We start from the raw sequence: 14,230 nt of genomic DNA, 5'->3' as shown, positions 1-14,230 counted from the left end.
TCCAGCCCGCAACTTTATCATTCCCTCCCCGGATGCAGGAGGTCCTGAAATGCGAATTGAACAGGCGATTAGACAGTCCCTGGCGGATTTGATCCCCGAGGATCTGGGCGTGGACCTGATTTCCGCGGGAACGGTGAAGGAAATCGTGGAAAGCGATACCGCCGTGCGCCTGGTGGTGCGCCTTGGCTACCCCTGCCAGTCGCGGCTGCCCGCGTTACGCGCCGCCATCGAGGGAAAAGTGGCGCCGTTGCTGGAAGGTCGCGAGCTGGACCTGAATCTGGCGGTGCATATCACGCCGCACCGTGCTCAGCACGACATGCCGTCCATGCTGCAGGTGGCCAATGTGATCGCGGTGGCCTCCGGCAAGGGCGGGGTGGGCAAATCCACCACGGCGGTGAACCTGGCCCTGGCGCTGCACGCGGAAGGCGCGCGGGTGGGGCTGCTGGACGCCGATATCTTCGGGCCCAGCCAGCCGGTGATGCTGGGGTTACCCAAAGGCACCCGGCCGGAAGTACGCGACGGCAACACCTTCATTCCGGTGCCGGCCCACGGCCTGCAGACCATGTCCATGGGCTACCTGATCACCGAACAGACCCCGGTGGTATGGCGCGGGCCCAAGGCCAGTGGCGCGCTGACCCAGATGATGCAGCAGACCGCCTGGCACGACCTGGATTATCTGATCGTCGATCTGCCGCCCGGCACCGGCGATATCCAGTTGACCCTGGCGCAGAAAATCCCGGTGGCCGGCGCGGTGGTGGTGACCACGCCCCAGGACATTGCCTTGCTGGATGCCATCAAGGGCGTGGAAATGTTCCGCAAGGTGGATGTGGGCGTGCTCGGCGTGGTGGAGAACATGGCGGTGCACATCTGCTCCAACTGCGGCCATGAGGAACACATCTTCGGGCAGGGGGGCGCCGAGCGCATGAGCCGGGAATACGACGCCCCGGTGCTCGGCTCGCTGCCGCTGTCACTGCGCATCCGCGAGCAGGCCGACGGCGGCACGCCCACGGTGGTGGCGGAGCCGGACAGCGCCGAAGCTCGTATCTACCGCGACACCGCCCGGCGCATGGCGGCGCGGCTGTCGCTGACCCGCGCCGGCCGGCGGCCGTTTCCCAAGGTGATGACCCAGCATTGAGCGATCGCGACTGAAGTCGCTCGCTCCTACGCTGGCTTTTCACCCCGGGGCTGTTTTTCCACCGCCGCTTGGGTACCATTGCCCGATTCCGTCGACGCCGACATAAAGGACTTCCATGAGCATCAAAGCCGACCGCTGGATCAAACGCATGGCCCTGGAGCACGGCATGATCGAGCCGTTCCAGGACGGGCAGGTACGCACCGATGCCGACGGCGAGAAGCTGATCTCCTACGGCGTGTCCAGCTACGGCTACGACGTGCGCTGCGCCGATGAGTTCAAGGTGTTCACCAATATTCACTCGGCCACCGTGGACCCCAAGCACTTCGACGAAAAGAGTTTCGTGGACATCAAGGGTGATTACTGCACCATCCCGCCCAATTCCTTCGCCCTGGCGCGCACCGTGGAATACTTCCGCATCCCCCGTAACGTGCTGACCATCTGTCTGGGTAAATCCACTTACGCGCGCTGCGGCATCATCGTCAACGTGACGCCGTTGGAGCCGGAGTGGGAAGGGCATGTGACCCTGGAATTCTCCAACACCACGAACCTGCCGGCGCGCATTTACGCCAACGAGGGCGTGGCGCAGATGCTGTTCCTGGAATCCGACGAGGTGTGTGAAACGTCCTACAAGGACCGCGGCGGCAAGTACCAGGGCCAGAAGGGCGTGACCCTGCCGCGCGCCTGAAACCCATCGCGCCTGCATCCTGCACCCGTCTTATTCCGGCAAGGGCCCGTTGTACTCCCGCATGATCAGCTCGCCGTGCAGCAGCGCGCTCTCGATGTGCCGGGCCTTGACCACCATGTAGCCCACCTTGGGCGCTACCCAGAACAGGGTGCGACGTTTTTCGTCCCGGTCCTTGTCCCGTTTCTTTTCCACCACCAGGGTGTCCAGCTCGCCCATGGGCGTGTCGATGGTTTCCCGGTCCACCACCACGAAATGGTGATGACGCAGGTCGTCACCGTACACGCTGGTGGCGTCGTATTCCTTGTCACCGCTGGCGAACACGCAGCGCGCGCGCAGCAGCATGCTCAGCTCGTCCAGGGCGTCCTCGGGAATGGCGAAGGCTTCCACGCCATCGTCGGACTTGGTGATCACGCCGGGTTTGTCCCAGTCGAAATCGGTGTGGTAATAACGGTGCTTGCCGAAGCCGTTGAACTCATGCTCGTAGCGAATCGTGCGCGGCGCGCAGCGGTTCCAGTGAAACCAGCTTTCCTCGCGGTTGTTGAGCAGCAAGGAATGGGCCTCGAACAACATGTGGTAGCGGTCGTCACCGGCCACCGGCTCGAGAACCAGGGTGGCCTTGATGGTGGTGGGGATCTTGTTGACGTAGATGCGGTATTCCGCGGAGAACGGCGCCAGGGGCGCGGCGCCGGCGATCAGCGGCGCCAGCCACAGCAACGCCGTCAGGATCAGGGGCAAACGCATCAGGGCAAGTTCTCCAGGCGCAGCACGTGGCGCCCGTCGTTGTTGCGCTGCACCAGTTGCACCAGGGCGTAATCGTGCTCCGGCGCGAACCACAGCCAGGTCTCGCGGCCGTTGTCGCGCTCGCGCACGCGACGCACCTTGATGGTCGCCACTTCGCGGTCGCCGACTTCCAGCGTTTCCCGGCCTTCCACCTGGTAACGGTGGGTTTCCACCTCGCGTTCGTCCGCCACCCGCAGGGTCAGGTTGTCCTGATCCCGGGACAGCATGCATTGCAGCGCCAGTGGCAGGGCGATCTCGTCGGTGGCGGCGGCGCCAGCGTCGTAGTCGCGCGGCTCATGGCCGCTGCGCTCGCTGGTGGCCCGGTGGGTGGCCGGGTCGATGCGCAGTTCGGCGGTCTTCACCCGGCCCAGGCCGGCGCGGCGGTAGCCGTAGTAGCGGGTCACCGGCACGCAGCCCTGCCACTCAAACAACGAGGTCTCGCGAATCTCGCCGATGAAGTTCTTGGCCTTCACCTCCATTTTCCAGCCACCGTTGGCGGCCGGGCTCAGGGAGCGGGTGGCACCCACCGAGAATGGAAAGCCGGCGGCCTTGAGGCGGTATTCGCTTTGGAAGGCGGCCACCGGCGGCGCCGCCATGGCGGTGGAGCCCAGCGTCAGCGCGGCGAGCAGGCCGCTAAGCCGGAGTGCCCGGTGAAAGGCCCGAGGCGGGCAGGGTTTCGCCATCCAGTTCCACTCCCTGGTCGGTCAGATGCAGGCGGCCTTCGGCGCGCCATCGAAGAACCCGAGGGTACAGGCTGTGTTCCTGTTGCTGAACCCGTTTTGACAGGGTTTCGACGTTATCGTTCTGTTCCACGGCCACTTCGGCCCGGGCGATCAGTGGTCCGCCGTCCAGTTCGTCGGTGACGAAGTGCAGCGAGCAGCCGTGCCGGGCGTCACCGGCGGCCAGGGCGCGGGCATGGGTGTCCAGCCCCGGGTACTTGGGCAGCAGGGATGGGTGGATATTGATCAGCCGGCCCCGGTAATGGCGCACGAACAGTGGTGAAAGAATGCGCATGAAACCGGCCAGCACCACGGTATCGGCGCCGGCGGCGTCGATGCGCCCGATCATGGCCCGCTCGAAGGCCTCGCGGTCCGGGTAGTCGCGGTGATCGATGACCGCCGTGGGCAGCCCGGCCCTCCGCGCCCGGGCCACGCCGGGCGCCCCGGCGCGGTTGCTGAGCACCAGCGTGACCCGGGCCGGCAGATCGCCGGTCGCGATGGCGTCGAGAATGGCCTGCAGGTTGGTGCCGGCGCCGCTGAGCAGCACCGCGAGCCGGTGCGTCACGGGGCCACGCCTTCCAGCAGCACCTCCGGTTCGTCGTTGTCGCTGGCGCGGATCTCGCCGATCAGGAAAGCACTCTCGCCGGCGGCGGCAAGCAGCGCCAGGGTCTGGTCCACGGCGTTGTCGGGGACCACCACGGCCATGCCCACGCCGCAGTTGAAGGTACGGTACATTTCCGGCACCGGTACCTGGCCCTGTTCCTGCAGCCACTGGAATACCGGCGGCCACTGCCAGGCGGCGGTATCGATCACGGCGCGGGTACCGTTGGGCAGCACCCGGGGCAGGTTCTCGGTGAGGCCGCCGCCGGTGATGTGGGCCAGCGCGTGCACCGGCACCTGTTTGATCAGTTCCAGCAGTGGTTTGACGTAGATACGGGTCGGTTCCAGCAGCAGGTCGATCACCGGCTGGCCGTCGATCTCGGTACTGTCCGCCTGTTCGAGGATGCGGCGGATCAAGGAGTAGCCGTTGGAGTGGGGGCCGGAAGAGGCCAGGCCGATCACCTTGTCGCCGGCTTCCACGGCGGAGCCGTCGAGCACGCCGTCACGCTCCACCACGCCCACGCAGAAGCCCGCCAGGTCGTAGTCCTCGCCCTGGTACATGCCGGGCATTTCGGCGGTTTCGCCACCGATCAGGGCGCAGCCGGCCTGTTCGCAGCCCTCGCCGATGCCACTCACCACCCGGGCGGCGGTGTCCACGTCCAGCTTGCCGGTGGCGTAGTAGTCCAGGAAGAACAGTGGCTCGGCGCCGCCCACCACCAGGTCATTGACGCACATGGCCACCAGGTCGATGCCCACCTTGTCGTGGCGGTCGTTTTCCATCGCCAGGCGCAGCTTGGTGCCGACGCCGTCGGTGCCGGCCACCAAAACCGGGTTCTTGTAGCCCTCGGGCAGGGCGCACAGGGCGCCGAAACCGCCCAGGCCGCCGAGCACTTCCGGGCGTTGGGTGCGTTTCGCCACCGGGGCGATGCGTTTTACCAGTTCGTTGCCGGCATCGATGTCGACGCCGGCATCGCGGTAGGTCAACGGCCGTTTCTGTTCGCTCATGGCAAGGGGCTCCTGGGGGCTTGAAGGCTGCGTATTCTAGGGCCTGTTCATTCTATTTGCATCCGTGGGAATCCGGTTCGCCAGAGGCGGTCATATCAGGGATAATGGCGCGCGCTCACAAACCCGGTTTTGGACGTATCGATGTATCGATTGTTGTTGTGTCTGGTGATGGTACTGCTGGCGGCGACGCCGGCCTGGGCGGCGGAGGCCGGCCAGGTGTCGGTGCCCCTGCAAGGGGACCAGCCGCGCGGCGACGAGGCCCGGCAGGCGGCGCTGCGCCAGGGGCTGGAAACGGTCATCACGCGGCTCACCGGTCGCGACCGGGTGGCGGAGCTGCCGGGCGTGGCCGAGGCGCTGGCCGACCCGCGGCGCTGGCTGTCCCGCTATTCCTACGAGGCCGGCGAGCCGCCGCGCCTGAGCGCGCTGTTCGACGATCGCGCCCTGACCCGCTATCTGGCCGACCACGGTGCCCCGGTTTGGGGCGGCAGCCAGCCGCCGGTGCTGGTGTGGCTGGTCACCGAGGGCACCGGACGCGGCGACCTGGTCACCGGTGGCGACCCTCTGGCCCGGCGCCTCGAGCAGGTGGCGGAGCGCCGTGGTCTGTCGCTGGTGCTGCCGGAAGGCGACCAGCGTGACCGGGACACGGTCACCGTGGCCGATGTGCGCGGCCGCTTCGACGGGCCGGTGCTGCAGGCCTCGCGCCGCTACGACACCGCCTGGGTGGCCACCGCGGTACTCTACGATGGCGCCGCTTCCACCCTTAACTGGCGGTTGTTGCACGACGGCGAGGCGGTGGCCGGCGAGCGTGCCCGCGCCGATGGCACCGACGCCGCCCTGGACGATTTCATTGCCGCGCTGTCCGATCAGATGGCCGAACGCTACGCGGTGGGCGGCGATGAACCGGAATCCACGGCGCCGGACACTGCCGGCGATGGGCCCGCGTCGCCGCCGGTAATCGGCGCCGGCAGCCCTGCCGGCGGCGATATCCTGCTGCGCGACGACCGGGTGATCACCGTGCGCGGCGTCGATACCCTCGGCGCCTGGCATCGTCTTTACCAGGAACTGGCCGACCTGGGCCCGGTGCGCAAGGTGGCCCTGCGCGTGGTCAGCGATGATCGGGTGCAGTTCGAGCTGGCGTTCTCCGGCGACCGCGCCGAGCTGGCGCGTCTGGTCGCCAGCCTGGACGCGGTGCGTGATTGCGGTGATCCGGCCGCGCCGCCACTGACCTACTGCCTGCGATGAGTCAATTGCCCCTGGCCCTGGAACTGCGCGAGGGCCACGCGCTGGATAACTTCCATGCCGGCCCCAACGGCGCCGCTCTGGCCACGGTGCGCGCCGCCGCCGAGGGCGAGGAGCGCCAGGTGTTCATCTGGGGCGCCGCCGGGCAGGGCCGCAGCCACCTGCTGGAGGGCGCCGTGCGCCGTGCCCAGGAGTTGGGCCGCCATGCCTGCCTGCTGCCCGCCGCCGAGTTGTTGCCGCTGGTGCCGGACGTGCTGGAGTCCATGGAACAGTTCGATCTGCTGGCGGTGGACGACGTGGACCGCTTCGCCGGCGAGGCGGCCTGGGAAGAAGCCTTGTTTCACCTCTACAACCGCATGATGGCGCGCGGTGGCGCGCTGCTGTTCAGCGCCACGGCGGCGCCCGGGGCGCTGGGCTGGCTGTTGCCGGACCTGGCCACGCGCCTGGCGGCGGGCCCGGTGTTCCGCCTTCAGCCCATGGAGGAGGAGGATCTGGCCGGCCTGCTGGCCGAGCGCGCCCGGGAACGGGGGCTGAAGCTGGGGCCGGAGGTGGCGCGCTTCATGGTGATGCGCAGCGAGCGTTCACCGGCGCTGCTGCTGGAGCGGCTGGCCACCCTGGACCGCACCGCCCTGGCCCGGCAGCGGGCGCCCACCATTCCGTTCGTCAAGGACGTGTTTGGCTGGTAGCGCCGGTGTCCTTCGGCGTGGCGCCATGGCGCCGTCCGGGTTTCAACCAGCGCCGGCGCAGGCCCTCCCAGACCAGCGCGCCGACCACCATGCTCAGCAGCATCAGTATCAGCTTGGGCAGCGCCGCCACGGTCCAGAACAGCAGGTCGATGGAGGTGGGCTCCAGGTTCTGGGCGACCACGATCAACACCAGGATCAGCAGTAGAATCTGCAGCGCTCCCAGCGGGTGGCGCCGCAGCCAGCGACCGCCGCCCTTGGCGGCGCGGCCCAGTTTCGAGCCCGGGCGAGGGCTGTCGTAGGGATCCGGTTCCATGACTTGGCTCCTTGCGGTTTCCCCCCAATCTTTCACAGTATCGGTTCATCAACAAGGGAGGCGAGCAGCGTCTATGGATATCAGTTCCGGATGGGATCTGGTGGTGCTGGGCAGTGGCCCGGCCGGCGAGGCCGCCGCCATGCAGGCGGCCAAGGGCGGGTTGCGGGTGGCGGTGATCGACAAGGGCGATCAGATTGGCGGCAACTGTACTCACTGGGGCACGATTCCCTCCAAGGCCCTGCGCCACCAGGTGCGCCAGGTGATCCGCTCGCAGCGCAATCCGTTGCTGCGTGGTTTGATCAACCCGCGTCAGGTGCGCTGGCAGGATCTGATCAAGCGTTCCGGTGAAGTGGTGGATTCCCAGGTGCAGGTGCGCGGCGACTTTTATATCCGCAACCGGGTCAAGGTGTTCGCCGGTCGTGGCGTGATCCAGGCGCCCGACCAGGTGCGCGTGGACGACGACGCCGGCCGCCAGTGGCTGCTGCAAACCCGCAATATCATCATCGCCACCGGCTCGCGGCCATATCATCCGGAGGACGTGGATTTCGACCATCCCCGGGTGTACGACTCCGACACCATCCTGCGCATGAACCACACGCCCCGGCACATCATCATCTACGGCGCCGGCGTGATCGGTTGCGAATACGCTTGCCTGTTCACCGGCCTGGGCATGCGCGTGGATCTGGTCAACAGCCGTGAGCACCTGCTCGATTTCCTGGATACCGAAATCTCCGACGCGCTCAGTTATCATCTGCGCGAGCAGGGCGCCACCATTCGCCACAGCGAACACTACACCCGGGTGGTCGCCGACGACGAAGGCGTTACCCTGGAGCTGGAATCCGGAAAGAGGCTGCGCGCGGATGCGTTGCTGTGGAGCAATGGCCGCTCCGGCAACACCCAGAACATCGGCCTGGAAAACATCGGCTTGCAGGCCAATGGCCGTGGCCAGCTTGCGGTGGACGAACGCTACCAAACCGAGGTGGAAGGGGTGTACGCGGTGGGCGACGTGGTGGGGTGGCCGTCGCTGGCCAGTGCCTCCTACGACCAGGGGCGTTTTTGCGCCGCCGGCATTGTCGACGGCGGCCCGGTCAAGCAGGTCACCGATGTGCCCACCGGCATTTACACTATTCCCGGGATCAGTTCCGTGGGGCGCACCGAACAGGAACTCACCGAGGCCAAGGTGCCCTATGAAGTAGGCCAGGCGTTTTTCAAAAGCCTGGCCCGGGCGCAGATCACCGGTGAGCGGGTCGGCATGCTGAAGATCCTGTTTCACCGCGATACCCTGGCGGTGCTCGGCATCCATTGCTTCGGGTACCAGGCGATGGAGATCGTGCACGTGGGGCAGGCGGTGATGCGCCAGCCGCCGCCCAACAACACCATCAACTATTTCATCGACACCACCTTCAACTACCCGACCATGGCCGAGGCGTACCGGGTGGCGGCGATCAATGGCATGAACCGGGTCAAACGTTAGAGGTCGTTGCGGCGATCATTTACCGCTGGGCGCGGCTGCGCTCGTAGAAGAACTCCCGGTTCTTCTGGCTGGCGTCGCCGGTCTTGCGCAGCAGCGCCAGGGTGACGCCGGCGCCGCCCTGGTTGGCCGGCGCACTATGGAAGGCAAGCACCTGATCGAATTCTTCCAGCCAGTGCAGCACATAGCTCTTGAGCAGTGCCGGGCGCTCGCTGTGCTGGCCCTTGCCGTGGTTGATCAGAACGGTACGCAGACCGTTTTGCTGGGCCTCGCGGATAAACAGGTAGACCTGATCGCGGGCCGCCGCCAGCCGTACCCGGTGCAGATCCAGCCGCGCCTGGGGTTCGTACTTGCCCAGCCGCAGCTTGCGGTACACGCCTTCCTGCACGCCGTTCTTCTTCAGTCCGACGATGTCGTAAGGGTCCGCCTGGGGCACCTGCTCGGGCAGTGAAAGGGGATTGGGGTCGCGGTTGGGCCGGGCGCTGGCGGAAGCCCGCCGCAGGCGCTGCGCCAGGGTCGGCTCGCGGCGACGACCGGGGTGTATCCGGTCGTCTTCCTTGAGAGGCGCCACGCCGGTCATCTCACGTTGGAACAGGTCGTCGTCATAGTCGCCCATGGCTCGTCGCCTCCTACACGCCCTCAAGGAAACACTCATACTAGGGCCTGACAGCCCGTAATGCCATGCGTGATAGCGTGAAGGGCGGATGGCAAATGGCGGCAAAAGCCAACCGCGGAGCAGCACGCTGCCCCGTCGGCGGGCCGGGCCGGGGAGGGGAGGATCAGTGCGTCGGGCGCGGCACGCGGACCCGACCCGTGGGGGCGTCGTCCGCGTCGTCGAGCTGGTGGCGCTGTTTCTTGGCGTCCCGTTTACGGCGTTCCTTGCTGACGACCCGTTTGTGCTCTTCTTCCCACTCGCGGGCGTCGTAGTCATCAAAGTGGCGACGACTCATCGTTCACTACTCTTAAAGCTGGGTTAGGGTGGGATGATTCCCACCCTTATATAGCACTGAATTCCGGCACGGAGAAGGTGCCGGCTTAACAAAAAACGCTTTCCCGTCGTTGGTCAGTGACCGTAGCGTTGCTCCAGGTAGGCGAGAATGCGTTCCGATTCGAACAGCTCCTCGCCGCTGTTCGGGTCGATCAGGTAGGGCACCGCCACCCGACCGGCCCGGGCCATCAATTCCTGGCGGTGGCGCTGGGTGGGCAGGTACTCCATGTCCAGGGCGTTGCGCACCGGCGGCAGTACCCAGTCCTGCCACTGATCGCGACCGCATTGGCGCACCAGATAGGGAATCTGCATCTCGCACAGGCGCTCGCGCACCAACCGCGCGAATGGGCTGCCCTCGAAGGAATACAGAATCAGCGCCTGCTCGGGCACCTCCGCGTCGCGGGCCCGCAGGCCGTGCCCGGCACGCGGCACGGAGGCCGCCATGGAGGCGGCGGTGCGTGCCCGCAGCCGCCAGCCCGTGGGGGCCGGACGGTTGCCGTATTCACGGTACAGGTAGTCGATGATGTCGGCGGACTCGTACAGCGCCACGCCGGTGTTGGGGTCCATCAGGTAGGGGAAAAGCTGCTTGCCGCCCAGTTTCTCCACCAGCGGCCGGTAGCGGTCGCCGCCTTTGGGGCAGGGGTAGGTGAGCACGTCCAGATCCAGGTCGGTGAGCGCCTCGCGCACCAGCCGGCAGAACGGACAGCCTTCCATATCATAGAGTTCCAGCGGCTCCGCCGGCTGGTGGGCGGCGCCGTGGGTGGCGATGCCCCGGCCCTGCTGGGCCAGGGTGGAGGCCAGGGAACGGGCCACGTCCAGGGAATGCATGGGAGTCTCCTGTTACGGTTTGGTGGTTACCCTGGGGCCGCGCCAGGCCGCTTGCAATGGCCGTTGCGCCGGGGGATCGCGACTGAAGCGGAGTGCCGCCGGTCGCTCCTACGGGTTCTATGCGCGCTGCCTACGGGTTCTATGCACGCTGTAGGAGCGGCTTCAGCCGCGATCCGCGATGCGCTGGCCGTTCCGCTCAGGGCCGCTGAGCACTCCTGTCATTGCCGCCGCCCCGGCCCTGGGGCACCCTGGCGGTCTGCTTTTCACCGACGCCGGTGCCGCCGGGCCCCGCCCGCGCCGCGCCGGTTACTGCCCAAGGCGAGAGGAAAGGTTACATGACCGAAGCCTATATTTATGACGCTATCCGTACCCCGCGGGGTCGCGGCAAGAGCGATGGTTCCCTGCACACCGTCAAGCCGCTGGACCTGGTGGTGGGCCTGATCGACGAAGTGCGCCACCGCTTCCCCGATATGGACGTGAACCGTATCGACGACGTGCTGCTCGGCGTGGTCACGCCGGTCGGCGACCAGGGCGCCTGCATCGCCAAGACCGCCGCCCTGGCCGCCGGCTTGCCGGACACCGTGGCCGGCTACCAGCTCAACCGTTTTTGCGCCTCCGGCCTGGAAGCGGTGAACACCGGCGCCCAGAAAGTGGCGTCCGGCTGGGACGACCTGATCCTGGCCGGCGGCGTGGAAGCCATGAGCCGGGTTCCCATGGGCTCCGACGGCGGCGCCTGGGCCATGGACCCGATCACCAACTACAACACCGGCTTCGTGCCACAGGGCATCGGCGCCGATCTGATCGCCACCCTGGAAGGCTTCTCGCGCCGGGACGTGGACGAGTTCGCCGCCGAATCCCAGGCCCGCGCCGCCAATGCCTGGGAAAAAGGCTACTTCCAGCGTTCCGTGGTGCCGGTCAAGGACCGCAACGGCATGATGGTGCTGGAAAAGGACGAACACATCCGCCCCGGCACCAGTGCCGACAAGCTCGGTGAACTGAATCCCTCCTTCGCGGTGATGGGCGAGATGGGCGGCTTCGACGCCGTGGCCCTGCAGAAGTATCACCAGGTGGAAAAGATCAACCACGTGCACACCGGCGGTAACTCCTCCGGCATCGTCGACGGCGCCGCCCTGGTGGTGCTGGGCAATGAACAGGTGGGCAAGGACTACGGCATGACGCCGCGCGGTCGCATCGTCGCCACCGCCATCAGCGGCGCCGATTCCACCATCATGCTCACCGGCCCGGCGCCGGCCTGCCGCAAGGTGCTCAAGAAAGCCGGCATGACCGTGGAGCAGATTGATCTGGTGGAAATCAACGAAGCGTTCGCCTCCGTGGCCATGCGTTTCATGAAGGACATGGGCCTCAGCCACGACAAGGTCAACGTCAACGGCGGCGCCATCGCCATGGGCCATCCGCTGGGCGCCACCGGCGCCATGATCCTGGGCACCGCGCTGGACGAGCTGGAACGCCGCGACAAGAAATTCGCCCTGTGCACCCTGTGCGTGGGCGGCGGCATGGGCATCGCCACCATCATCGAGCGTCTGTAACGGACCCAACGGAGAGAGACCATGAGCGATAAAGACAGCACGATCCGCTGGGAACAGGACGCGGACAACATCGTCACCCTGATCCTGGACGATCCCCAGCAATCCGCGAACACCATGAACGAGCGCTACATGCGTTCCATGGAAGAAATGGTAAGCCGGCTGGAAAAAGAGAAGGACAACATCGCCGGGGTGATCATCACCTCTGCCAAGAGCACCTTCTTCGCCGGTGGCGACCTGCGTGATCTGGCCAAGGTCACCAAGGAAAACGCGCCGGAATTCGCCAAGGGCGTGGAAGCCGGCAAGGCGCAGCTGCGCCGCCTGGAAACCCTGGGCAAACCGGTGGTGGCGGCGCTTAACGGCACCGCCCTGGGCGGTGGCCTGGAAATCGCGCTGGCCTGCCATCACCGGGTGGCGCTGAACAATCCGAAGGCGCAGTTCGGTTTTCCGGAAGTGACTCTGGGCCTGTTGCCTGGCGCCGGCGGCGTGGTGCGCACGGTGCGCATGCTGGGTATCCAGAACGCGCTGATGCAGGTGCTGATGCAGGGCCAGCGGCTGAAGGTGGAAAAAGCCAAAGCCGTGGGCATCATCGATGACATCGCCGACAGCGAAGACGCGATGCTGGCCAAGGCCCGGGAATGGATCAAGGCCAACCCGAAAGCCAAACAACCCTGGGACGAAAAAGGCTACAAGATCCCCGGCGGCACCCCCAGCACCCCGGCGTTCGCCCAGAACCTGCCGGCGTTCCCGGCCAACCTGCGCAAGCAGCTCAAGGGCGCCAACTACCCGGCGCCGCGCAACATCATGGCTGCCGCCGTGGAAGGCGCCCAGGTGGGCTTCGACGATGCGCTCACCATTGAAGGCCGTTACTTCGTGGAACTGGCGCGCGGCCAGGTGGCGAAGAACATGATCAACGCCTTCTTCTTCAACCTGCAGGCCATTAACGCCGGCGCCAGCCGTCCCAAGGACGTGCCCAAGTACAAAGCCGAAAAAGTGGCGGTGCTGGGCGCCGGCATGATGGGCGCGGGCATCGCCTATGTCACCGCCCGCTCCGGCGCCCGGGTGGTGCTCAAGGACGTTTCCATGGAGAACGCGGAGAAGGGCAAGGCCTACTCCGAGAAGCTGCTCGACAAGGAAGTGTCCAAGGGCAAGATGAGCAAGGAGAAGAAAGAAGAAATTCTCGCGCGCATCACCCCGGCCGCCGACGCCAAGGATCTGGAAGGCGTGGACTTCGTGATCGAGGCGGTGTTCGAGAACACCGAGCTCAAGCACAAGGTGTTCCAGGAAATCGAGGACGTGGTCAACGCGGACGCGGTGCTCGGCTCCAACACCTCCACGCTGCCGATCACCGGCCTCGCCGAGGGCGTGAAAAAGCAGGATAACTTTATCGGTATCCACTTCTTCAGCCCGGTGGACAAGATGCCGCTGGTGGAAATCATCCGTGGCAAGAACACCAGCGACGAAGTGCTGGCCAAGGTGTTCGACTACACCCTGCAGATCAAGAAGACTCCTATCGTGGTGCACGATTCCCGGGGCTTCTTCACCAGCCGCGTGATCGGCACCTTTATCAACGAGGCCATCGCCATGGTCGGCGAAGGGCAGAACGCCAACTCCATCGAACAGGCGGCCACCCAGGCCGGCTACCCGGTGGGCGCGCTCAAGCTGATCGACGAGATCAACATGAAGCTGTCCCTGAAGATCGCCGGCGAGTACAAGCAGGCCGCCGAGCAGTCTGGCGGTGAAGCCCGGCAACACCCGGCCCTGGCGGTGATGGAGAAGATGGTCAACGAGCTGGATCGCCCGGGCAAGCTGGACGGCAAGGGCTTCTACGAGTATCCGGAAGGCGGCAAGGCGCACCTGTGGCCCGGTTTGAAAGAGCAGTTCCCGGCCCGGGACCCGATCCCGTTCCAGGACATGCAGGAGCGCATGATGTTCGCCGAGGCCATCGAGACGGTGAAGTGCTTCGAGGAAGGAGTGATCGATTCGGTGGGCGACACCAACATCGGTTCCATCTTCGGCATTGGCTTCCCAGCCTGGACCGGCGGCGTGGTGCAGTACATGAACCAGTACGACGGTGGCCTGCGCGGCTTCGTGGCTCGCGCCCAGGAACTGGCCAACACCTACGGCGAGCGCTTCACGCCGCCGAAACTGCTGGTGGAAAAAGCGGAAAAAGGCGACATCTTCAAATAACAACAACGCCGCTTTCCGCGACCCGAAAGCCCCGCCGAACGGCGGGG

The 14,230-nt window shown here is 66.1% G+C and carries 15 protein-coding genes; 7 read left to right on the top strand and 8 right to left on the bottom strand.

What is annotated here, in order from left to right; genetic code table 11:
- The first annotated feature begins 49 nt into the window (after positions 1–49).
- Entirely contained in the window at positions 50–1,135 is a 1,086-nt protein-coding gene (gene apbC / locus JF515_RS01210; protein ID WP_203100130.1) for an iron-sulfur cluster carrier protein ApbC, read from the top strand.
- Positions 1,136–1,250: 115 nt separating this feature from the next.
- A complete protein-coding gene (dcd, locus tag JF515_RS01205) occupies positions 1,251–1,820 on the top strand; it encodes a dCTP deaminase (protein WP_203100128.1) in 570 nt (189 codons plus the stop codon).
- Positions 1,821–1,850: 30 nt separating this feature from the next.
- Here dcd and JF515_RS01200 read toward each other — a convergent pair whose 3' ends face one another.
- From JF515_RS01200 to purM, 4 genes are read right to left on the bottom strand one after another with little or no spacing between them, the layout of a single operon-like run.
- Positions 1,851–2,561, bottom strand: a complete 711-nt coding sequence (locus JF515_RS01200) for a DUF3108 domain-containing protein (protein WP_203100126.1) — start codon at positions 2,559–2,561, stop codon at positions 1,851–1,853.
- On the bottom strand, positions 2,561–3,283 hold the full coding sequence (locus tag JF515_RS01195; protein WP_203100124.1) for a DUF3108 domain-containing protein: 723 nt from the start codon (positions 3,281–3,283) through the stop codon (positions 2,561–2,563). Before JF515_RS01195 ends, JF515_RS01200 begins: the two co-directional genes overlap by 1 nt.
- Complete coding sequence (purN, locus tag JF515_RS01190) at positions 3,234–3,884, bottom strand: phosphoribosylglycinamide formyltransferase (RefSeq protein WP_203100122.1); 651 nt, start codon at positions 3,882–3,884, stop codon at positions 3,234–3,236. Before purN ends, JF515_RS01195 begins: the two co-directional genes overlap by 50 nt.
- The gene (purM, locus tag JF515_RS01185) at positions 3,881–4,924 is read right to left on the bottom strand and encodes a phosphoribosylformylglycinamidine cyclo-ligase (protein WP_203100120.1); all 1,044 of its coding nucleotides are present in this window, start codon (positions 4,922–4,924) and stop codon (positions 3,881–3,883) included. Before purM ends, purN begins: the two co-directional genes overlap by 4 nt.
- Positions 4,925–5,065: 141 nt before the next feature.
- Between purM and JF515_RS01180 the strand changes: the two genes are divergently transcribed.
- Together JF515_RS01180 and hda are read left to right on the top strand one after the other, a co-directional pair.
- Complete coding sequence (locus tag JF515_RS01180; protein WP_203100118.1) at positions 5,066–6,166, top strand: DUF2066 domain-containing protein; 1,101 nt, start codon at positions 5,066–5,068, stop codon at positions 6,164–6,166.
- The gene (gene hda, locus JF515_RS01175) at positions 6,163–6,849 is read left to right on the top strand and encodes a DnaA regulatory inactivator Hda (protein ID WP_203100116.1); all 687 of its coding nucleotides are present in this window, start codon (positions 6,163–6,165) and stop codon (positions 6,847–6,849) included. The genes JF515_RS01180 and hda overlap by 4 nt, the downstream gene beginning before the upstream one ends.
- On the opposite strand, the gene JF515_RS01170 is transcribed toward hda, so the two are convergent.
- Positions 6,827–7,162, bottom strand: coding sequence for a LapA family protein (locus tag JF515_RS01170; protein WP_203100114.1), 336 nt, complete (start codon positions 7,160–7,162; stop codon positions 6,827–6,829). The two genes, hda and JF515_RS01170, sit on opposite strands and share 23 nt — an antisense overlap.
- Positions 7,163–7,235: 73 nt before the next feature.
- Between JF515_RS01170 and sthA the strand changes: the two genes are divergently transcribed.
- Positions 7,236–8,636, top strand: coding sequence for a Si-specific NAD(P)(+) transhydrogenase (sthA, locus tag JF515_RS01165; protein WP_203100112.1), 1,401 nt, complete (start codon positions 7,236–7,238; stop codon positions 8,634–8,636).
- Positions 8,637–8,655: 19 nt separating this feature from the next.
- Here sthA and smrA read toward each other — a convergent pair whose 3' ends face one another.
- From smrA to JF515_RS01150, 3 genes are all read right to left on the bottom strand, one after another.
- Entirely contained in the window at positions 8,656–9,249 is a 594-nt protein-coding gene (gene smrA, locus JF515_RS01160; protein ID WP_203100110.1) for a DNA endonuclease SmrA, read from the bottom strand.
- 163 nt (positions 9,250–9,412) lie between these two features.
- Positions 9,413–9,583 (bottom strand): hypothetical protein, encoded by a 171-nt coding sequence (locus tag JF515_RS01155; protein ID WP_203100108.1) that lies wholly within the window; start codon positions 9,581–9,583, stop codon positions 9,413–9,415.
- 113 nt (positions 9,584–9,696) lie between these two features.
- Positions 9,697–10,449 carry a glutathione S-transferase N-terminal domain-containing protein gene (locus tag JF515_RS01150; protein ID WP_203100106.1) on the bottom strand — a complete coding sequence of 251 codons (753 nt, stop codon included), beginning with the start codon at positions 10,447–10,449 and terminating at the stop codon, positions 9,697–9,699.
- Positions 10,450–10,784: 335 nt separating this feature from the next.
- Between JF515_RS01150 and JF515_RS01145 the strand changes: the two genes are divergently transcribed.
- Both JF515_RS01145 and JF515_RS01140 read left to right on the top strand, forming a co-directional pair.
- Positions 10,785–11,996, top strand: a complete 1,212-nt coding sequence (locus tag JF515_RS01145) for an acetyl-CoA C-acetyltransferase (protein ID WP_203100104.1) — start codon at positions 10,785–10,787, stop codon at positions 11,994–11,996.
- Between the two features lie 21 nt (positions 11,997–12,017).
- Positions 12,018–14,183: a 3-hydroxyacyl-CoA dehydrogenase NAD-binding domain-containing protein gene (locus tag JF515_RS01140; RefSeq protein WP_203100102.1), complete on the top strand. Its 2,166-nt coding sequence runs from the start codon at positions 12,018–12,020 to the stop codon at positions 14,181–14,183.
- The last annotated feature ends 47 nt before the right edge of the window (positions 14,184–14,230 follow it).

The sequence above is a fragment of the Alloalcanivorax marinus genome, assembly GCF_016785095.1.
Taxonomy (GTDB): Bacteria; Pseudomonadota; Gammaproteobacteria; order Pseudomonadales; family Alcanivoracaceae; genus Alloalcanivorax; species Alloalcanivorax marinus_A.
Note: the sequence above shows the minus strand (reverse complement) of the source record. Positions and strands in the feature narration are given on the sequence as shown.